Annotated in this window: 17 protein-coding genes and 2 pseudogenes; 2 read left to right on the forward strand and 17 right to left on the reverse strand. The window is 36.2% G+C overall.

Annotated elements, in window-relative coordinates:
- Positions 1–259 precede the first annotated feature (259 nt).
- Entirely contained in the window at positions 260–730 is a 471-nt protein-coding gene (locus tag ABOA58_RS14755; RefSeq protein ID WP_350298989.1) for an Lrp/AsnC family transcriptional regulator, read from the reverse strand.
- 253 nt (positions 731–983) lie between these two features.
- Here ABOA58_RS14755 and ABOA58_RS14760 point away from each other — a divergent pair, with 253 nt between their 5' ends.
- The gene (locus ABOA58_RS14760; protein WP_350298990.1) at positions 984–1,898 is read left to right on the forward strand and encodes a DMT family transporter; all 915 of its coding nucleotides are present in this window, start codon (positions 984–986) and stop codon (positions 1,896–1,898) included.
- Positions 1,899–2,034: 136 nt separating this feature from the next.
- On the opposite strand, the pseudogene ABOA58_RS14765 reads toward ABOA58_RS14760, so the two are convergent.
- From ABOA58_RS14765 to ABOA58_RS14805, 8 genes and pseudogenes are all read right to left on the reverse strand, one after another.
- Positions 2,035–2,317 (reverse strand): annotated as a pseudogene (locus ABOA58_RS14765) (DNA alkylation repair protein); the annotation flags it as partial.
- 497 nt (positions 2,318–2,814) lie between these two features.
- On the reverse strand, positions 2,815–3,375 hold the full coding sequence (locus ABOA58_RS14775; RefSeq protein ID WP_350298991.1) for an HPP family protein: 561 nt from the start codon (positions 3,373–3,375) through the stop codon (positions 2,815–2,817).
- Between the two features lie 183 nt (positions 3,376–3,558).
- On the reverse strand, positions 3,559–4,095 hold the full coding sequence (locus ABOA58_RS14780) for a GNAT family N-acetyltransferase (protein WP_350298992.1): 537 nt from the start codon (positions 4,093–4,095) through the stop codon (positions 3,559–3,561).
- A 111-nt stretch (positions 4,096–4,206) separates the two neighbouring features.
- Positions 4,207–4,968, reverse strand: a pseudogene (locus ABOA58_RS14785) (NAD(P)-dependent alcohol dehydrogenase); the annotation flags it as partial.
- Positions 4,969–5,085: 117 nt separating this feature from the next.
- Complete coding sequence (gene sat, locus ABOA58_RS14790; protein ID WP_350298993.1) at positions 5,086–6,264, reverse strand: sulfate adenylyltransferase; 1,179 nt, start codon at positions 6,262–6,264, stop codon at positions 5,086–5,088.
- A 68-nt stretch (positions 6,265–6,332) separates the two neighbouring features.
- Positions 6,333–6,929 (reverse strand): adenylyl-sulfate kinase, encoded by a 597-nt coding sequence (gene cysC, locus ABOA58_RS14795; RefSeq protein WP_350298994.1) that lies wholly within the window; start codon positions 6,927–6,929, stop codon positions 6,333–6,335.
- A gap of 12 nt (positions 6,930–6,941) precedes the next feature.
- Entirely contained in the window at positions 6,942–7,814 is an 873-nt protein-coding gene (locus ABOA58_RS14800; RefSeq protein ID WP_350298995.1) for a sulfite exporter TauE/SafE family protein, read from the reverse strand.
- Between the two features lie 328 nt (positions 7,815–8,142).
- The gene (locus ABOA58_RS14805) at positions 8,143–8,862 is read right to left on the reverse strand and encodes a glycosyltransferase family 2 protein (RefSeq protein ID WP_350298996.1); all 720 of its coding nucleotides are present in this window, start codon (positions 8,860–8,862) and stop codon (positions 8,143–8,145) included.
- A gap of 288 nt (positions 8,863–9,150) precedes the next feature.
- Here ABOA58_RS14805 and ABOA58_RS14810 point away from each other — a divergent pair, with 288 nt between their 5' ends.
- A complete protein-coding gene (locus ABOA58_RS14810; protein WP_350298997.1) occupies positions 9,151–10,932 on the forward strand; it encodes a glycosyltransferase in 1,782 nt (593 codons plus the stop codon).
- A 256-nt stretch (positions 10,933–11,188) separates the two neighbouring features.
- Here ABOA58_RS14810 and ABOA58_RS14815 read toward each other — a convergent pair whose 3' ends face one another.
- From ABOA58_RS14815 to ABOA58_RS14850, 8 genes are all read right to left on the reverse strand, one after another.
- Positions 11,189–11,617 (reverse strand): hypothetical protein, encoded by a 429-nt coding sequence (locus ABOA58_RS14815; protein WP_350298998.1) that lies wholly within the window; start codon positions 11,615–11,617, stop codon positions 11,189–11,191.
- A gap of 705 nt (positions 11,618–12,322) precedes the next feature.
- The gene (locus ABOA58_RS14820) at positions 12,323–14,302 is read right to left on the reverse strand and encodes a glycosyltransferase (RefSeq protein WP_350298999.1); all 1,980 of its coding nucleotides are present in this window, start codon (positions 14,300–14,302) and stop codon (positions 12,323–12,325) included.
- Positions 14,303–14,594: 292 nt separating this feature from the next.
- Positions 14,595–15,791 carry a glycosyltransferase family 2 protein gene (locus tag ABOA58_RS14825; protein WP_350299000.1) on the reverse strand — a complete coding sequence of 399 codons (1,197 nt, stop codon included), beginning with the start codon at positions 15,789–15,791 and terminating at the stop codon, positions 14,595–14,597.
- 47 nt (positions 15,792–15,838) lie between these two features.
- A complete protein-coding gene (locus ABOA58_RS14830) occupies positions 15,839–16,738 on the reverse strand; it encodes an NAD-dependent epimerase/dehydratase family protein (protein WP_350299001.1) in 900 nt (299 codons plus the stop codon).
- Positions 16,738–17,562: a dTDP-4-dehydrorhamnose reductase family protein gene (locus tag ABOA58_RS14835; RefSeq protein ID WP_350299002.1), complete on the reverse strand. Its 825-nt coding sequence runs from the start codon at positions 17,560–17,562 to the stop codon at positions 16,738–16,740. The genes ABOA58_RS14830 and ABOA58_RS14835 overlap by 1 nt, the downstream gene beginning before the upstream one ends.
- A complete protein-coding gene (locus ABOA58_RS14840) occupies positions 17,563–18,549 on the reverse strand; it encodes a polysaccharide biosynthesis protein (RefSeq protein ID WP_350299003.1) in 987 nt (328 codons plus the stop codon). It abuts the gene before it with no gap.
- Entirely contained in the window at positions 18,542–19,633 is a 1,092-nt protein-coding gene (gene wecB, locus ABOA58_RS14845; protein WP_350299004.1) for a non-hydrolyzing UDP-N-acetylglucosamine 2-epimerase, read from the reverse strand. The genes ABOA58_RS14840 and wecB overlap by 8 nt, the downstream gene beginning before the upstream one ends.
- A gap of 405 nt (positions 19,634–20,038) precedes the next feature.
- Complete coding sequence (locus ABOA58_RS14850) at positions 20,039–21,754, reverse strand: ABC transporter ATP-binding protein (protein WP_350299005.1); 1,716 nt, start codon at positions 21,752–21,754, stop codon at positions 20,039–20,041.
- Positions 21,755–21,886 lie beyond the last annotated feature (132 nt).

Here is a 21,886-nt window from a genome sequence, read left to right on the forward strand (position 1 = left end):
GCAGAATGGATTTATATTTACTAATATAAATTGATAATGAATAAATAGCCTATGTTTCTCTTTAGAAAGGCTATTTTTTTCTCCAAACCCTTTTATTTCATGGCCTGATGTTGCTGTTCTTCATTTTGATCCTTGCTGCAGACTTTATGTTTCCAAATTTAAGGACTTCATTTTTTTATTCTTTCTTCTACTTCTCTCTTTCTCTTGTTCTATCAAAAACGTTCGATAATGTGTACTTTTACGAACGGGACTTTTCTTCCTATATGGGTAAAACTGTTGAATATTTAATTTCTCTGAGAGCTAGGCTAGTTTGAATTTTTGTTATACCTAGTTTATTTAACTTTCTAATAAATATTTCTAATTCCTTCCGATCTTTGTTAGCCACTTTTAGAAGATAATCATACTCACCTGTTAAACAATGACACTCTAATACTTCCGACATAGAAGCTAACGCCTTTTCCAAAACTTCCAGTTCTTCAGCTTGATGTATATTCGTACTAATAAAAATGAAACATAATAAATCAAAACCTAGCTTCTCCTGGTTTAAAATTGCTACTTGTGCATTAATAAACCCTTCATTTTCCAAACGTTTTATCCTTGAATGTATAGCTGGTGGAGATAATTTGACACGCTTTGCAAGCTCAGTATTGCTTAACTGTGCATCCTTTTGCAGTAAATCTAAAATTTGAATATCAACATTATCTAGAACCTTGCTTACGATAGATTCCACTTATAGTCACTCCTTTTACAAATGTTCCAAAAACGGTATCATCTAAAAGCCAAAACTTAATTTAATTCTGTATATCAGCAATATTTTTTAATATTATTTTAAGTTTCTTCTATTATACAAAATAACATATTAACTAACGAACTAAAATGTTAAAATTATTAGTAATTAATTATGAAAATTGAAATGTCATTGTGCACAATGGCTTCGATCTTTTTTCACTTAAACTGTGAAAGATGAAAAGGAGCAAAAAGATATGAAATATTATTATTTTTCGTTATTACTTTTAACAAGTTTATTATGGGGTGGAAACTTTGTCGTAGGTAAATCGCTTGTCGGTCATGCTTCTCCGATGACGTTGACAAGTTTAAGGTGGATCATTGCTATTAGTTGTCTTTGGCCAATTGTATGGTGGAAAGAAAAAAAGATATTTCCTCCTCGAAGTGCAATCCTTCCTTTATTTTTGATGGGAATTACAGGTGTGGTTCTATTTAACCTATTACAATTTGTAGCATTGGAGAAAACATCCGCGACTAATGTTGGATTAATATCAACATTAAACATGATTTCAATTGCTGTTTTTTCATTTTTCTTTTTAAAAGAAAGAATTAATATTCTACAAATGTTTTCTATGTTATTTTCGCTTATTGGCGTAATACTTGTACTTTCAAAAGGAAATATTGATCTTTTCCTTTCATTACGATTTAATACAGGTGATTTATATATGATGGCTGCTGTATGCGTTTGGGGAATATATTCCGTTTGTAGCAAATGGGCAATGATAACAACAACACCCATGATGTCTACATTATATTCTGGTATATTTGGACTTATAGTTCTTCTTCCGTTTAATTTTTCTAATTTTACAGTTTCTAATATAAATACTTCTTTCATACAATCTATTTTATATACAGGCGTTATCTCAACTGTAGCATGTATGGTACTTTGGAACATTGGTGTACAAAAATTAGGTACAACAACATCAGGTATTTTCTTGAATTTCAATCCTATTTTTACTGCAATTTTAGCCTTCCTATTATTAGGTGAAAAAATGACGTGGGTACAAGGAATTGGTAGTGGTATCGTGATTATAGGTTGTTATTTGTTCTCTTATTTTAAAGCGAAGGTGATTTTCAAAAAGAATTCTAGACAATCGCAGATTCAAGGATGATTTTTTTAAAAGTCTAAAAACGTAATATCTCTCGTGATTAATTTTCTATATATACAAACAAGCCTGATCCAAGGTGGATACAGGCTCATTTGTTCAAAAACTTTCCCGATAAGGAATTAATAAAAAAGTGCTTATTTTAACATCTTACATGCTTGCGTTTAAATCCAATCCTTCCTGTATCGACTTCTTTTTGAATACTTTCGTAAGCATTTAGAAAACTGCTTTTTTTCTTGTCCAATTTGACTATTCCTATTGCCTTTGCGGTCTCGACTGCCTTTTCATGGAGCGGCAAATATAAAATCCCCATTCATAGCGGATTTCGTTCGTTCTGGCGAATCGTGAATTTTATTTTTCACAAGGTCAAGCATATTGGAAATTTTGCTTTCTGAAAATTCATCGTCTAGTCGATTCCCTAAAAGCACCGTCTAGCTGAAGAGCTTTATTCCTCGGGGACCTACGATGCTATGTCCTATGAAGGCATTATTCGGATTATGATCGTTGGATGGATGCTGCGTATTTTTATCTGTCCGATTTAGTAGACGCTGTAACTTTATCAGAGTTAGATATTGCACAAGAAGTTGCTGATAAATGGAATTATTATTTTGCACTTCCTTCTTTTTGAAATTTTCCGCTGTGAGTGATGGCGAATATTTTACAAACTGATTTGATAAGAATCTCCTTTTTCTGGATCAGACATAACATTCACCTTTTTTACTGGGATTTCATCACTGCCCATCAAGCTTTATCAAATCATTATCATATGCTATTTTTTATGTAAATGTGATGGTAAGTAAGTTTTTAATTCTATTAGTAAGGAAAAGCCGCTCCTCCCCGCTTTTTGTAGTAAAGCAGTTATCAAATTAGTGAGGAGCTATAATACAGTCACAAATTAAGCGTTTGTTAATATATTAATTTTTCAAAACCAGTGCTTTGGATATTGTCTAGTTTGAAATAAGTTATTATAAATCATCGATATAAAAACTAATAATAAGGTACCTATTACAATTGAAATCAGGAATCCCCAACCAGCTTGGGAATTAATAGAAACAAGGGCACTTGCCGCTGCGGGGGGGTGAACAGTTTTGGTGAAAGTCATTATAATCAATACTATAGCCAATGTTAGACCGATAATGAGCAGGCTTTTACCAAAGATGCTCCAAATGATAAGAGCAGATGTAGTAGAGATAATATGTCCTCCAATAACATTACGTGGTTGAGACAAGAGACTTTTATGCGCACCAAAAACAATAACACAGCTCGCCCCAAGAGGAGCCAATGCCATAGGATATCCTAAATGGACAGATATGAAACTAATAATGATAATAGCAATGAGCCCACCTATAGCTGAAACAAAGGAATCCATATAATCAATTCTGTCTTTTTCTCTAGCTTCACCCTTCATTTTCTTAAAATATGCTGTTAAACCTAAATTTTGTTGATCGCTCCAACTTTTTTCAAGACTTTTTTCGAATTCCATAGTTTATGTTTTCCTCGCGTTTTCTAAGTAAGTCGACAGGGTTTTTATATATTGTTATCTTACAGGAAAACAATGAATTTTAAAATATATATCTGAATTTTCATTTTTTGTTTCCCATAAAACAGTTAACAATTTCCCTTATGTCTGTGTGCATGGCGCGAGTGTTCCTAGTACTTTGTTAATTCATTTAGGCTTTACCGTTATTAAAGAGTATAGATTAGTATCAAACGAAACATCATTTTGGTACATGTAATCTCTCAATATCCCTTCTTTTTTGAAGCCTAAATTTGTCAGCAACTTATTGGATGCTTTATTTTCAATAAAAACAATTGCTCCAATACGCGTTAAGTCAAGCTCTTTAAAACCATAAGAAATCACCTTACGGACAGCTTCTGTTGCATAACCGTTGCCCCAATATTTTGGTAAAAGTGCATAGCTCAGTTCTGCTCTCTTATGTTCATGGAACCATTCTTGAAATCCGATCGTTCCAATAATGCCATCCTTTCCTTTCAATTCAATTCCCCATTTAATACCACGTTTTTCATCGAAATTCTTTGAAAAATTCCTAATGATTTGCTTCACCTGATCTGTATTTGTTAATGGAGGTTGCCCATAATGTCGTAATACATCTGGATTGGAAAAACATTTTAATAAATCCAATGCATCCCCTTCAGCCAATTCTCTCAAGACCAACCGTTTTGTCTCTAATATCGGAAACATTTTTCCACTCCCTTTGCTAAAACTAGATTTATATCGTTCCAGAGGCACACCTCGATAATACCGTACGTACTACCGTGACATATATCAGATTTCCTTTTTTCAAAAAAAGGTCAACCAGTATACACCGGGTAACGGCTTGGCGACATTTAGATAAGTTCCGTCCTTCTTCAGCGATTTCATACAAGCTGAAAACGGACTCTTGTTTACCGCTTCAAAAATAACATCGTAGGTCTCACCATTTTTGGAAAAATCTTCTGAAGTGTAATCGATAACCTGATCGGCTCCAAGAGATTTTACCAATTCTATATTCTTTTTACTGCAAACCCCTGTAACTTTTGCTCCGAAATACTTTGCTATTTGCACTGCATAACTTCCTACACTTCCTGAAGCACCATAGACAAGAACCTTTTGCCCCCTCTGAATGTCAGCTTTTCTAAGATAAAACAATGCTGTACGTGCCCCAATTGGAATGGCTGCGGCTTCCTCATAGGATAAATTATTGGGTTTAATGGACACTGGCCCGTCTTCAGGCAGACACTTATACTCGGCATAAGCACCATAACCCACTTGGGAAGCTGCAAAAACCTGGTCACCTGCTTTAAACAGCTTAACACCTTTACCTACTGACTCAACTTCCCCGGATAACTCCAAGCCCAATATGGATTTCTTGGGACGTCTTAAACCCATTATTATCCGGGCAGGAAGCCAAACAGAGAGTGGAACTGTAAAGCTCCGTGACCGAATATCCCCCATTGTTACCGTTGTCGCTTTTACTTTTACCAGTATTTCATTTTCCTTAGGAGAAGGTTTTTCTACCTCTTTCAGTTGAAGAACGTCGGGGGAACCGTACTTGGTGTAAACGATCGCTTTCATTAATCCTCCTCCAATTCGTGATCTTCACTTAATATCTACGAATCTACAAAAACTGTACTCGGACTATACTGCTCCGCCAGTTTAAAAAATACTAAATCTAAACGCGTTTACAATAGCTTACTCGCCTTCATTTATTTTCATGCCTCTAATAAGAACTTCGGCCACTTCAGGACGTGTAAACTCAAGTGGCGGGACAAGGCCGTTCCGGAGCATTTCCCTCACTTTGGTCCCACTTAATATAAACCTATCTTCATCTTTATGGGGACATGTTTTCAAGGAAGCCATATTCAAACATTTTTTGCAGTAAAAGCTATGTTCAAAGAATAGAGGTTTTATGCCAATTTTCAGCGGATCAAACTGGTTAAAGATTTCTTGGGCATCATATGTGCCATAATAATTGCCTACACCCGCATGATCTCGGCCGACAATAAAATGTGTGCACCCATAATTCTTTCTGACAATTGCATGAAATACTGCTTCCCTGGGCCCAGCATAGCGCATTGCTGCTGGGTATATGGCAAGTAAAACCCTATCCATTGGATAGTAGCCTTTTAGTAAGGCTTGATAGCTTTCCATCCGAACATCAGCAGGTATATCATCTTTTTTCGTTTCACCGACAAGAGGATGCAATAATAGTCCATCAACGGTTTCCAATGCAGTTTTTTGCAAGTATTCATGTGCACGGTGTACTGGGTTCCTCGTTTGAAAACCGACCACAGTATTCCAACCTAAATCCGTGAACATCTTTCTCGTTTCGGAAGGGCTCATAAGAAATTCCCCGAATGGCTCATGCGATGACCCATTTATTAAATAAATTGGTCCGGCAACATAGATATCCCCTTGTCCAAACAGCTTTTTAACCCCAGGGTGATTGGGATCGTCTGTTTTATATACGAGTTTTGCTTCCTTCAGTTTATCGTATGCAAACGTTTCTTCCACCTGTATGATACCAGCAAGTTCCCCGTCATCACTGTATAAAGCGACCTCATCGCCAATGTTCAGCCGACTTGCCTCTTCCTTCGTGACAGGAAGAGTGATCGGTATCGTCCATGGCAAGCCATTTGCCAGATGCATATCTTTAATGACACTTCGGTAATCCTCTTTTCCCATGAATCCTACAAGCGGGCTGAACGCTCCGTTTGAAATCATTTCCAGATCGGAAATATTCCATTTCGAGATGGTCAGGGACGATAAGGATTTACACTTTTCCAAGTATTCCACACGGTCTTTTCCTGATAATTCACGTTGAATCAGTTTCCCGCCATGTGGATCGATACTGGTTCTTTGAACCTTCATTTATAACCCCTCACTCATTTGATTTGGTTTTTTTCATATTCTCTTTTTCAATTTCGGCCATGTAGATGTTAAAGATCATTATCCTTTAAATAGTTCATGACCTGCTGCACACATTCTTCAATGGTGTATTGACTGGTTTCAATTAGTATCTCCGGATTTTCCGGTTCTTCATATGGAGCCGAAACGCCTGTGAAAGAGGTGATTTCCCCACTTCTAGCTTTCTTGTACAATCCTTTGGGGTCCCGTTTTTCGCAGGCTTCGATGGGACACTTTACATAAATCTCAATAAACTCATCCTGTTGTACTTTTTTTCTTACATCCTCCCTGTCACTTGCATAAGGCGAAATGAAAGTGGCCAATACTACTATTCCACTATCCACAAATAGTTTGGTGACCTCTCCGATTCGCCTTATATTCTCTTTACGGTCACCAGAGCTGAAACCAAGGTCTTCATTTAATCCATTCCGTAGATTGTCTCCATCTAAAATATATGTCGATATTCCCATCGCATGCAGTCTTGCCTCGACCATGTTGGCGATGGTGGACTTACCTGACCCTGATAAACCAGTAAACCAAAGAATATAGCTTTTATGTCCGTGCTGAGCTTGCCTTAGCTCTTTCGTAATGGAAAAAGGATGTTGATGGATATTCTTTTGTCTACTCACGCTATCTCCCCTTTAATCTTTATGGAACCCCTTTTTGTTGTTCCGGATGACAAATACCAAAGAACCTGCCCACCCGATCAATATCAGCATATATATGACGGTGACCCAATGATCCTGAAGAGACCATGTGGCAAGCAGCGTTCGAGCATTCGTCAAAATGATAAAACCCCCGACAAGGACTCCCAATAAATAAGATGGCAATTTCGTAACGATCCATGCAGCAATCGGGGCAGCAATAATTCCTCCTACCATCAGGGAGGTTACCCAAAACCAGTTCACTTCCTGCCAACCTAATGCAATGAGAAACCCTAGGGTTGCGGAAACAGCAATTGCAAACTCACTAGTGTCAACTGTACCAACCACTTTTCTGGCAGGAACACCTTCTTGGGATAATAGGACTGGAGTTGTGATAGGACCCCAACCGCCCCCACCCGTTGCATCTGCGAAGCCCGCTATCAATCCCAAGGTGATCGATTTTTTTCTTGTAAGATTAATTGATTTCTTTTCACTTTTTGTCGTAGACGTTCTTAAAAAGCGGAAAAGTACATACACACCAAGAATCAGCAGAAATATCGAAATGTATGGCTTTATCAGATCACCAGGTAAGTTACTTAAAAAGCACGCTCCTGCAAATGCCCCAATAGATCCAGGTATGATTAATTTGAAAAGGGCCTGGCGGTCGACATTCCCGAACTTCATATGTGAAATGCCTGATGCGGCCGTTGTCACGACTTCTGATAGGTGAACGGATGCAGAGGCCACTGCCGGTGCGATTCCGAATGTCAGCAACATCGATGTGGATGTAACCCCATATGCCATGCCTAATGAACCATCGATCAGCTGAGCCAGAAATCCGATAAACGCAAATATAATGAGTTTTCTCATTTTCTCCTCCTACAAAGCATTCCTTTTTTTATAACGTACCTGTTGTCCCGTGTTATCAACCAATGCACTGACGCTCGTCCACTGTCGATTAACGCAATGAAGCCCTTCCTGACAAAAGCTTTAATTGGTGACAGTCCCTTTTTATTAAGGAAAAAAAATGATTTCTATAAGATATGCAAAGAGCTTTATGTATGTTATAGACTCATATATGAAATTGGAAATTTCATTTGGCCACCCTCCTGGTCCCGTGATGAAAGTCAGGCCCTTCCAACAACTAAAGGAGGTCCCTGTTTTGAAAAAACAGGGACCTCCTTTACATCATGCTCACCTATTGTTGTTTCCTAAGTTCATTTACCAATAATTGTTTCATTTTGGCATGATGTCGATTAACCACCAGCCTATTTTCCATTTTAATGAGGCCTTCATGCTTTTTAGAGCCCATTTCTGTATGAATCCTATATAGTAATAGCGGTTGAGGCACAAAGTGAAATTTGAAATTTTGCAAGATCCGCAACCATAAATCATAATCATGTGTGTATAGAAGTGACTCATCAAATATTCCGATGAGCTCAAATACCTTCCTGTGAATCATGACCGAGCAGCCATTAATAATATTTCCTCTGATCATTGCTTTAATAAGTTCAAGCTGATTAGGTGGGTATATCCCTATAATCGGAGTAATGATTTCGCCATTATCATCAATGCAGTAATAACTGGTATAACTGAATCGTGCATCTTCCCTTACCATTGCTTCCAACTGGATCTCTGTCTTCTCAGGGTAAAAGATGTCATCTGAACTAAGCCAGCATACATAATCACCTGTTGCATTTTTGATGCCGGTATTCAATGCACTGGCAGTTCCCCCATTTTCCTTTTTGATATATATTATTTCATCCAGAAACGGATCGATTTTTTCTGAATATAATGTAGAACCATCATTGACTACGATAATCTCAATATTCTTGTAGGTTTGGTTGAACAAGCTCTCCAAAGCTTTATCGATATATGGACAATTATAGAAAGGAACAACAATCGATACTTTATGCACATTCCCCCTCCTTCAAAGAACAGTGAACCCTATTTAAGGATGCATAGTTATACTCGTAATATATGAGCCCGATAAAGCGATTATTAACAGATTACGCTTTCCAATAATAACCAATAAATCCAGTCTCTTATCTGTAATACATTCTAAAAATTGGAAAAAGGACATATATTGATAAAAGCTTTCCACCATTTATAACAACTTAAGTGCTGAATTAATGTACATAAACTAGCCCCATTACATAAACATGCATTTGATTCTTTTTAAAAAAATTGCTGGAGGTTTTCAATTATGCAACACAACACTTTTCCTGCTTTCCAAAAGAATGGCACCATAACGACTAAAAAAAGACTATTCACAGAAATTCAAAATACATTTACCATAGAATTCTGGGCAAAACCAGAACTTCCTCATGAAGTCAAAAAAATAGCTACAAGCGGCTTCTCAAAAATTATTAACGAGCGATTTGCCATCGTACCGGTATTTGGAGCATACGATGATGGGGATGGTACTCGGGCAGGTGTTGGAGTATCGGTTGGAACAAATGGAATCTCAGTATATGAGCATACAATTGACCATTTACCTGCGACTTTAGTTCACGAAGCCCCAATAAATGATTGGACGCATATTGCTGTTGTATATACTAATAAAAAACCCACATTATATATAAATGGAAGATATACTAAAACGGGAAAAGTCAGTAGAAAAAAAACAGTAGTTCCTTCGGGAGTTTTTGCGGGAATGAAGGGTTTAAGCTTTTATGTTGGTGGTCTAAATGAAATACGAATCTGGAGCACAGCAAGGAGGCCCCATGAAATCCAACAAAATATGAGTAAAAAACTTACCGGGAATGAACCAGCTCTTTTTGGCTATTGGAAATTGGATGAAGGTACCGGTATAATCGCCCACGATTCAACCATTAATAAAAACGACGGGACGATTGAAGGAGCAGACTGGTACCCACCTGAAAATTCAGAAAAGCCGAAAAGAGACATGAATGTCTTGTTTACTTTTTTTGTTCCGAGCGGCGGAATTGAAACATTAAATAGACAACGCTTTTATGCACTTTCAAAAGAACAAATAAACTGTCACTTTTTATATACACAAAATGGAACGGGACTACAAAACAAAATTAATACTTCTATTTTTGTATCAAATAACGATGATGAAATTAAATCAATTATCCTAAATGGAAATTATGATGCTATTGTTGTTGCTTCCGATCTTGTGCTATTACAAACAATAAAGAATTTTGGGTACGAGGGAATTTTAATTTACGAAAATCAAGGGTTAGGTTTCAACAAAGAATATGCAAATAATTATTTACAAGTTCACGCAACCATAATAGATGATTATTGTGACGCAATTTTGTACCCCCAAACACCTCATCTTATTCAAGCATTTGAGACTTATTTTCCCAATAAGAAAAAATTTTGTTTTCATAATTGCTTCAATACAGATGATTTTAAATATCAGATACACAAAAAAAGGAAGAACCCCATTATTGGCTGGGTAGGAAGGTTGGAGGAAAATAAAAACTGGAAAGACTTTTTATCTATCGGGTCTAAATTAATCACTAAAAATCCTTCTATCCAACTTTGGATGTTTGAAGATGACACATTATCAAATCAAGAAGAGAGATTAGCTTTCGAAGAAAAAGTTAACGAATTAAACTTGAAGAGCAACCTTACCATGTATGTAAATCAGCCACATAGTAAAATGGCTGAATATTTTTCAATCATTGGTGACTCAGGTGGCTTTTTATGTTCTACTTCAAAAGTAGAAGGATTTGGATATGCAGTTCTGGAAGCAATGGTTTGTCGATGCCCTGTCCTATCAACAGACTCTGATGGGGTACGCAGTTTTATCAAACATAATCAAACAGGAAAATTTTTCGATCAGGGAAATATCGATCAGGCAGAAATAGAAGGAAATGAGTTATTGTCAAACATTCCCTTAAGAGAAGGAATTAGACGAAAGGCTGTCGAGCACATTGAAACAAACTTCTCTCCAGGTAAATACTCGGAAAACTTTATAAACATGATTCAAGAACTTAAAAATACAAATCATTGAGACCCATTCCACTTTCCAGCCTTTAGTTGGATTTAGAGGTGAGAATACACCATAAAAGGAATGACCGCTTCCATTCAAAAGGAAGCGGTTTTTCTACATGTTAATTTTTCTTTATTTATCCTGTTTTGCAGGGGCCATTAGAGCTGCCCCTAAAGAATTAACATATATTTATGGCCTCTTCAATTATATATTACGGTTCTCAATTCTCAATGTTTTATAAGATTAATAGTTTAAATCTATTTTGATATCGAATTATTTAATCTGAATATATTGTTGCATTGAAGCTTTCGGGGCCTACTCTTATAGTTCCTATTGCACTAGCTGTTATGAACGCCGTATATACAACTTGGTTATTAGCGGGAATGGGAACATTAAAATCAGAAGCTGAAAATGATAGTATCTGAGGTCCTAAAATTGATAATTCAAGATCTTCCCGTGCTGAATAAACAAGGAAATCGGTTGGATTATTTCCCCTCACTATCGTCATGGTAATAGACGTAGCAACAGGTAAAAGTGGAAGCTGAACCGTTACTGTTCCAGATATTTGAGTGCGTACAAGTCCTGTTGCACCCGCTGCATTAAGAGTTAGTCTAGCAAAAAGTTGAGGTGTTGTAGATACAAGAATTCCAATAGAGTTAGCATAACTAGCATTTTGGGAAGTTCTCGCATCAAGTAACTTAACCAATACTCATCATCCTTTCTTGATGGCTATTCAATAATATATGAAGACATTTCCTAAAATGCTTGTACATTTGAAGGATTTATTAAACAAATGTATCTTTTTGAATTTTAGCTTTAACCTCTCTTTTGATTATGATGACTGTAAATGTATTGCCTTACGAAAGAACATTTCCTCTCTTTCATACAAGGAAAACTACCAGCCCTCGTAGGAGCAATTAGTTACCTTCATTTTATTAACTATGAGCTTTAAAGCGTTTGGATAATCTATATTCTAACTAGCAAAGATTCGTTATTTATTTTTTTATGGCAAGATCCTACACCCATTTTTGTCCCCACAAGGTAATTTTCCTTTTAGCCATCGATTTTACAAATTACCCCACATATTTCTAGTAAGATATGTAGATTCTCCTTTCACACAATTTATTTTGTATGAGTAATGAAGATTCAAACACCCGGGCATTTTTAACCGATCTGTTAACCAAACAATTTTGAATCCCTATTATTCATACACTCAAAAACGGAAGCTTAATATTCAATTGGTTAAGAACATAAGCTTCCTGGAGTTTTTTGGTCATTATTCACTAAACAATCGGAAGCACATTTGCTATGTGTAAATATTCTCACTCTGAATGAGTCTTCCACAACGAAAAAACAAGTTCATACCGTTTCAAATTTCTGTCCTACTTATTTAGTAATCAGAAAATGATATTTACCAGTCATTATCTTTTTCGTATCCTAATTGAATAAGAATGTCTCCTGCGATTTCTTTAAAGGCTTTCTTATGTTCTTCATTAAACTCTATTTTCCAATCGCCTATTTTCCCTTTTCTAAATGTATCTGAAGCTTGATAATTAATATTTTGTTTCATCTTCTCTAACAGTTGTTGTTTTGTTAAATTTAATTGTTTTAGGTCTCCCCATAAAAAATTTATAATTTTCATTATCGATTCATTTTGTGAATGATTATTCCGAGTAAGTTCTTCAAAAGTAACAAAACAAACTCCTTCAGCTTTTGCCCATCCTAGAAATTGAATCGTAAATTCATAAATGCTAGGTAACATATCTATTCCATATTTCATTTCTTCTTCTTTGCTAAGCTTAACCCCTTTAATAAGTGCCATAAGTCGTTCATCATGGCTCTTTAAATGACTCTTCATATATGGATTCCAAGGGTGGTTATATTTGTTTAACATAACAAAATGAACAAGTGAAACAACAACGTCTCTCAAATCTCTACATATAAATATAGCTTTTATATCTGTTTCGCTAATCTTTTCTTCTCTTTCTGATGAATAGCCGAAATGCCCTGTGTTTACATATCCTGTTTCCATCTTTTCTAAATGCTGCTCTTCAAAGACCCAAAAGTTAGATCTTCTTATTCCAGGAATTCCAAGAATTATTTGTAATAACAGATGAGTTCCACTTTTTGGTACTGAATTCACTAATATCCTTGGTAAAAGAATGGTATTCGTATCCTTTTGTAATAAACTTTTTTTAAATATTTTTGTATCATAGAGCTCCCCAAAACCCGGTTCTTCTCCTAAAATAAGAGAGCGATAGCCTGTAAGGCGATAGCCCTTTTCGATAATTGCAAAAGGTTCCTTTTCTAAATCTAATTGTTTTTTTGTTTCAGAGCCTTTAATAATAAGATCATATAGGGAGAATGTTGATGAAGGGAAATTTCCTTTTCCATAAATCAGTGTGAAAGGCGTGTCTGCTATATTCAAACCTTTAAGAATGGCATCTTTTTCTGTAGCACCCGGTAATTTAATAAAGTAAACTCTCGGATCTTCTATGTTCTGAATTATCTTAACTGCAGAATGCTCTAAAGTTCTATCGATAATAATTAACTTATAATTACTAAATGATTGTTCCAACAATTGTTCTAACTTTTCAATTGTTTTTTCAGAACCGTCTAGAATAGGGTAAATAATTGTTAACATAAAAGGAATATTTCTTCGATTTCTGGCTTGCTGTCTAGCTAGGTTAAAAGCATATCTCCATCTACGATGTTGTGCTTTGGAATTTCTTAGCTGTGCCGACACGCTCAAAGGAGAGTCAGTTCTATATTCCATCAAAGCTTCTGCTATATAAACAATGTCACAATATTCTGTTAACCGAAGCCAGTATTCATAATCTTCAACTGGTTCTAACTTATAGCCCTCTATCATCGCGGCAATTTGTTTTTTATACATAAAGGAAACCCCTATAAAACAAACATCAAGTAAATTTTCTTTTGGTTGATCTTGGTATTTATAAAATTCCTCTAATTGAGGTTCTTTCAAAAAATGACCGTAGTGATCAATATGACGAAAGCTACTATATGATAAACCTACATTTTCTGGAGCTTTTTCCAATGCATTCCGAAGCTTTTCTACAAACGTAGGATAATAAATATTATCACTGGAAACCCAAGTGAAATATTTAATCTCTTCAACTTGCATAAAATAATCAAATCCTATATTTAATGTCTTTGCCACTCCCTCATTTTTTTCTTTCAAAATAAGGTGTACTCTATCGTCCCCTTTAGTTACCTTTTGGATTACTTCAACTGTATCAGATGGAGCCCCATCCGATACAATTACTAAGTAATAGTTTCCGTAGGTTTGTTGTAGCACCGAACGTAATGCTAATTCTAGATAATTTGGATCTTGCTTGTAAACTGGCATTACAATACCTACATCTCTCATTAAATCCACTCCCCATGCTTTTTTGAATGTTTTTCTAAGTCTTTTAATTTAGCGTTTATTTTAGCAATAAAAATATAGAATATCCTCTAAGGATGATTTTAATGAACGAACTGGTTTCAAACTTAAATTCTCTATTTCCACTGGTAAAATTTCAACCCTGTTTTCTTCCTGATCCTTTACTTAACAATTTAGGCATCAGGCTCATTTCTTTTCCATCCAACTTTTTAATTCTTTAGCATATGTTCATAAGTAGGAAACTAAAAGAAACCTTCCTTGTATTTTTTAAGGAGCACTACATTGACAGGATTTCCCTTAGCTTTTCCGTTTTATAAAGATTTCCAAAAACAGGTGCTTCTTTACTAATAATTAAACGTTTACCTACATTAAAGACATTATGATCAACAATGGCAATATCATTTACTTGTAGTTGTCTTCCTTGGATAATAAAGTTATTTAGCATTGATGGAGAGGAAGGGAAATTCCCTTTTCCATATATTAAAGCAAAAGGTGTATCGGCTTCTTTCATCCCCTCTAAGATAGATTCCCTCTCAGTAATACCCGGTAGGTTAATAAATTTTATTCTCGGGTCCTCAATATGCTGAAGTACGTTAATTGCAGATTTATCAAAGCTTCTATCAACAATGATTAATTTAAAATTACTAAATGTTTGTTCTAAAAGTTGTTCTAATTTTTCTATGGTTCCTTCCTTCCCATCCTGCACAGGGTAAATAATGGTTAGCAAAAAAGGAACCTTCCTTCGAGTTCTCGCTTCCTGCCTAGCAAGATTAAAAGCATATCTCCATCTGCGATGCTCTTCTTTTGAATTTCTCAGTTGAGCGGAAACACTCAAAGGTGAATTCGTTCGATAATGCATTAAGGCCTCAGGTATATAAACAATTTCACAATGATCTGTTAGCCGAAGCCAATACTCGTAATCCTCTACAGGTTCGAGTTTGTATCCTTCAATCTTGGCTGCAATTTCTTTTTTATACATAAATGATGTTCCAATGAAACAAAAATCTAGAAGGGATTCTTTAGGCTGATCCTGATACTTATAAAACTCCTCAAAATTTGGTTCTTTCAAAAAATCACCATTATCATCGATATGCCGGAAACTACTATAGGCCAAGCCAACATTATCTGGAGCAGTATTTAAAGCGTTTCTTAGTTTTTCTACATACGTTGGGTAATAGATATTATCACTGGAAACCCAAGTGAAATATTTAACCTCATCTAACTGCATAAAATAATCAAATCCAATATTCAGTGTCTTTGCGACTCCCTCATTTTTTTCTTTCAAAATGAGATGTACTCTTTTATCCCCTTTAGTTACCTTTTGGATTACTTCAACTGTATCGGATGGGGCTCCATCCGATACAATTACAAAGTAAAAGTTTTCGTAGGTTTGTTGCAGTACCGAACGTAGTGCTAATTCAAGATAATTTGGATCTTGCTTGTAAACTGGCATTACAATACCTACATCTCTCATTAAATCCACTCCTCAAGTGTTTATAATGTTTATATCTGTCTTTGAATTCAGGGTTTATTATTACGATAATAATAAAGAATATCCTCTAAGGATGTCTTCAATGAACGAAGTGGTTTCCACCCTAATTTCACGATTTCCAGTGGTGAAATATCAACCCTGCCTTCTTCCTGATCCTTTACTTTAGTCTTTATTTCAAAGTCAATAGTTGTTAAGTTTCTAAAACCGGTGATCACTTCTCCTAATGAGTGGCTATGCCCTGAAGCAATATCATAGATTTCCCCTGATTTCCCCTGGGTTAAAAGTATTTCATAAGCATTTACCGCATCTCTTACATCAACAAAATCCCGTTTTGCTTGCAGATTACTTACTTCAAGTACTTTTTCAGCTTTATTTTCTTCCATATCGACTATCTTTTTTGCAAATATGGAACAAACACCATTTGATATTCCGGGGCCAATCAAGTTTGAGGGCTTAGCTATAACGACATTCATGTTGTAAAGTACTCCCCATGATTGTGCAATAAGTACCTGAAGCGTTTTACTTAAACTATAAGGGTGTGTTAGAGTTGAAATATTTTGAGGGTCAAATTGCAGGGCTGAACCGACTATAACCACTTTACAGGCTGAATTTTCTTGCCTTAGTGCTTCAATTAAATAAAGCGTTGACATGGAATTTGCTTCCAGAGAAGAAACAGGATCAATCCATGATTTTCCTACATGGTTTTGCCCTGCTAAATGAAGAAGATAATCGGGTTTCACTTTCTTTATTAACTTACCTACATTTTCCTTGTTTGTTAGATCACAAAGCTCTGTCTCAACTTGACCATTTCCGAAACTCTTTCTAGACACAGCAGTAACAGCAAAACCTGCGTTTACAAAGTGATTACATGCATGCTGACCAGTGAATCCGCTTGCCCCCGTAATTAATAATTTAGGCATCTGGCTCATTACTTTTCCATCCAATTTTTTAATTCTTTTAGCATATGTTCATAAGTGGGAATCAGATAATAAAAATCGTTCCTTGTATTTTTTATTGTTCTATCCAGTACGATATGTGAGTCAGGTAAAATCTCAACATCTGTTTTATTAAAGGTCCTCTTGATTAATTTCAATAGATTATATTTTGACACTTTATTTTCAGAACCTAAATGATATAAGCCTGTTACGTTATTCTCAATCAATGCTTCAATGGCTTTAGCCAACTCAAGTGTTGTCACTCCATTCCACAGCACTTTCTCATAACCAATGATTTGATCTCTTTGCTTCATAAACCATTGAAACAACCCTATGCCATCTTCTTTTAGCTCTGGACCGATAATTGAGGTGCGAATAGTTAAATGTTTATCACTAATGATTTCTCCCAGTTGTTTTGATTGAGCATAAAAAGAAGTACCGTCAGGAATATCAACCTCCGTATAATTTCCTTTCGTTCCTGAAAACACGCAATCTGTACTAATATGGATTAATTTACCATTGTTCCGTTCAGTTAATTTGACCAGTTCATGTGGCAGTAAGCTATTTACCTGGAAGGCCAGCTTTGGATTATTGCTCGCATGATCATTTAATATACCAATACAGTTAACAATTATATCCGGCTTTATAGATTCAATGATTTCCTCCAACTTTGTTGGGATAGTAATATCTAGGTAGATACTATCCTTATCTTCGGGGTCCCTTGAAGTATAGAACACTTTATACTGTGGATTTTGTTGAAAATAAGCTGTTATTACGTGTCCTGCCATCCCTTTTCCGCCAAGGATTAGTACTTTCATTTAAATGAACCTGCCTTTTTGTAATATCTCTTTGATTTCGTCTTTACTCATCAATTCTTTGCTGGAATTGTAGTTCAATAAGTTTACAGGTTTATATTTTGAATAATGTTCCTTTAATTCTTCTGATTGGCTTGTAGGGAGAATAACAAAGTACTCATCATCAAAAGTAATCGTCGTTTTACTTTCGTATTCGGAGAGGAGGAGTTCATGCAATTTTTCTCCAGGCCTAATACCTAGGATATCCACGTCCACATTTTCCACATCAGAAGAATCAATCAATACTTGAGCAAGGTCAATAATTTTACAGGATGGCATTTTCATCACGAATATTTCTCCGCCAATGCTTTCAAAGGTTGCCTTAAATACCAATTTAATAGCTTCTTCAATGGTTAGAAAGAATCTTGTCATATTTAAGTCCGTTATACCGATTTTTCCCTTTTCTTTTATTTGCTTTTTGAATACATGAATGACACTTCCATTTGTGCCCAGCACGTTTCCGCCCCTGATACAAACAAATCTTGTTTTTGTGTTTAATGTATTAGCGTGTATGATCAATCTTTCAGCCATTGCCTTTGATAGACCATAAAAATTGGATGGATTCGAAGCCTTGTCCGTAGAAATGTTTACAACCGAGTGTACATTACAGCTTATAGCTGCCTCTATTACATTCTGTGTTCCAATTACGTTCGTCTTTAAAGCTTCAATGGGTTGATCTTCACATACAGGAACATGCTTTAATGCTGCCAAGTGGAAGATATAATCAACGCCTTGGCATGCTTCCAATAAAGCTTCCTTCTCTTTTACATCCCCGATTATGAAATTCAATTTCGGGTTATTATCAAACTCTTGTTTCATGGTAAATTGATTGGACTCATTTCTTGAAAAAATCCGTATTTCACGCGGTTCAAAATCCAATAACTGCCTTACCAATTCATATCCCCATGAGCCTGTACCGCCTGTTACCAAGATTGTTCGATTCTTAATCAATTTTATGGCCTCCCAGTATTATTTTAAGCACTTTATCTGAAACGTTTTTATGGTCGTAGCCTTCTGGAAAAGTCCAGTCTTTTTGCTGGTTAACCATAACCTTTACACAATTGACGATTTGTTTAGCATTAATTCCCGATAACATATTGCTGCCCGACTCAATTGTTTCTGGCCTTTCCGTTGTTTTTCGTATCGTAACGGTCGGTACATGGAACAAACAACATTCCTCTTGAACGGTTCCACTATCGGTCAGCACACAAAAAGCGTTTTTTTCAAGCTTTACGAAATCAAAGAAACCAAATGGCTCATGAAATTCAATTAATGGGTGCACTTCTAATTTGGGACTGAGTTCTATACGGGATTTTGTCCGGGGATGTAAACTGCATATGATTCTTTTTTGATAGGTTTCGGCAACCAAATTAATGCCGTTCATAATTTCTATCAAACGGTCTTCATAGTCAACATTTTCGGCTCGATGGGCAGTTACGAGGAAATAATCCTCCTTTTTCAAATTCATTTTATCCAAAATTCCACTTTGCTCGATCTCATTGTTATAATGGTTCAAAACCTCGAAAATAGGGTTTCCCGATAAATATATCCTTTTGCTGGGGATACCTTCTTTCAGAAGATTCTCTTTACTTTGAGGAGTGTAAGGTAAGTTCAAGCTTGATACAGCATCAATGATCTTTCGATTTTTCTCCTCTGGCACTTCCAGGTCAAAACAACGGTTCCCTGCTTCCATATGAATGACGGGGATGCCCATCCGCTCTGCTAAGATAGAGCTGAGCCCAGAGTTCGTATCCCCCAACACTAATACTTTGTCAGGCTTTTCCTTTAATATGATAGATTCTAAATTCTTATAAATGGCTGCTAACTGTTCTCCTAGAGTTTGCTGTTGATTCAACAAGACATAATCAGGGGTTCTAACCTGTAGCTGTTGGAAGAATATTTCACTTAAGGATGTAGTGAAATTTTGTCCAGTGTGCACTAGAATATGTGAATCAGCATATTGATCCAATTTCTTTATTATTAGACTTAATCTGATGATTTCAGGTCGAGTCCCTAAGATGGTCATTACTTTCACGATTTACACTCCTTACTCTTTTCTGGTTTATGGCCTCTCCGTCTACCCTTTATTGTATGCACAGCTAATCCTATTGACATAGGCTAACCTATTAGATTTCGGTCTATTTAACACAAGTAACCGCCTTTATAGACTGCACTTCCGACCATGGCCTAGACCCGTTTATAGACTTTTTTTCATAAAAAAAGACATGGAAGGACTCCAAGTCTTTTTTGGTAGAACATCTGCCTCGATAGCCATAAAGTTCGCTGAAGCATTATCATTCTTTGGAAAAGGTAAATGTTTCATCCATTTTTCAATTACCTTGTTTGTTACCCTTCGAACTATGTGAAATCATTCTGAATTGAATTCTACTCCAATCTATTAAAAAAGCTATATGTCCTTATGGGGACATATAGCTTTTTATCATTTTTGAAATTGTAATTGATGCAGATTGGCAAAAATGCCCCCCTGCTTAAGTAAGTCATCGTGACCGCCCTCTTCAGCAATTCCTTCTTCCGTAACAACCACGATCTTGTCAGCGTTTCGAATGGTTGCCAATCGATGTGCGATAATTAACGTAGTTCTGTTTTCAGCTAGTTCGGTAAGAGCCTGCTGAATTATTCTTTCCGTCTCAGTATCGAGTGCAGATGTTGCCTCATCGAGAATTAATATTGGCGGATTCTTCAAAAACATCCTGGCTATTGCAATTCGTTGTTTTTGTCCTCCAGATAATTTCAAGCCACGTTCACCTATTTGAGTTTCATAGCCTTCTGGAAGTCCTTCAATGAAAGTCTCCAAATGGGCTTTCCTTGCAGCATCTTGAATTTGTTCATCCGATGCACCAAGCATTCCGTACGCAATGTTCTCTTTTACTGTTCCTGTGAAAAGAAACACGTCTTGCTGGACTATGCCAATTTGTGAGCGCAATGACTTTTTCGTCATCTCACGAATATCAATTCCATCAATGGATATTGAACCGGTCTTAACATCATAAAATCTTGGGATCAATGAACATATTGTCGTTTTCCCAGCTCCTGAAGGCCCGACAAAAGCAATGGTCTCACCAGCTTTAATTGTAAGATCAATACCTTTTAAAACTGGCTTTTTGTCTTCATAGTTAAAAGAAACATCTTTAAAGGAAATATCCCCCAACAGGGTGGTTACCTCTATTGCATCCTTTTTATCGACGACATCAGGCGCGACATCCAGAAGTTCCGTAAAACGCTTAAAACCGGCCATCCCTTTTGGATAGAGTTCCATCAACGCACTGATTTTGTCGATTGGCTTAAACAATACGTTAACATATAAGACGAATGCAACCAGTTCACCATAAGAGAGCTGCCCATGAAAAGTTAGCCAAGCTCCAATCACCAACACGGCAAGGGTCATAAACCTCGTCATCATATAAATGCCTGATAAGCTAAAGGACATAACCTTATATCCAAGAAGTTTCGCTTTACGGAATCTGCGATTATTAGTAGCAAATCTTTTCATTTCATATGTTTCATTAGTAAAGGATTGTACAACCCTCACTCCTGAGACGCTATCTTCCACACGGGCATTTACATCTGCAACTTCTGTATACATTTTCTTCCAGGCTTTATTCATCTTTAAATTACTTATGACAATTAATAAAACGAGGAACGGTAAAATACAAACCGATACAAGTGCCAATTTCACATTGATTGTCAACATAATCCAAAATGCGCCTATAAAAGTCATGAAGGCAATGAATAAATCTTCGGGACCATGGTGAGCAAGTTCACCAATATCGAAAAGATCATTGGTTATGCGGCTCATGATATGGCCGGTTTTCGTGTTATCAAAAAAACGAAAAGATTGTTTCTGCACATGCTCAAATAATTCTTCACGCATATCAGTCTCGATATTGATACCCAATTTGTGACCCCAATACCCTACGATGAACTGTAAGAAGGTACTAATGATATAAAGGAGGAACAAACCGGCACTTACCGAAACTATTGCAGACCAATCGTCGCCAGGCAGCAGTGTATCTATGAACCACTGAACAGCTAGCGGAAATGCAAGTTCAAGTACAGCAACGACCACTGCACTGAAGAAGTCAATAATGAATAACCGCTTATGCGGCAGGTAATATGAAGCAAAACGTCGAATCATCAAATTTTTCTCCTTTTTTACATATATTAAGGAGTATAATTCCATATTCAATATTCAGCAAGCATTTCAGAACCCCCATGTTCATATTATGGTAAAATCATCTATAAAACAGCCCAACCCGGCTCAAGCAAT

Source organism: Peribacillus frigoritolerans, assembly GCF_040250305.1.
Classification (GTDB): domain Bacteria; phylum Bacillota; class Bacilli; order Bacillales; family DSM-1321; genus Peribacillus.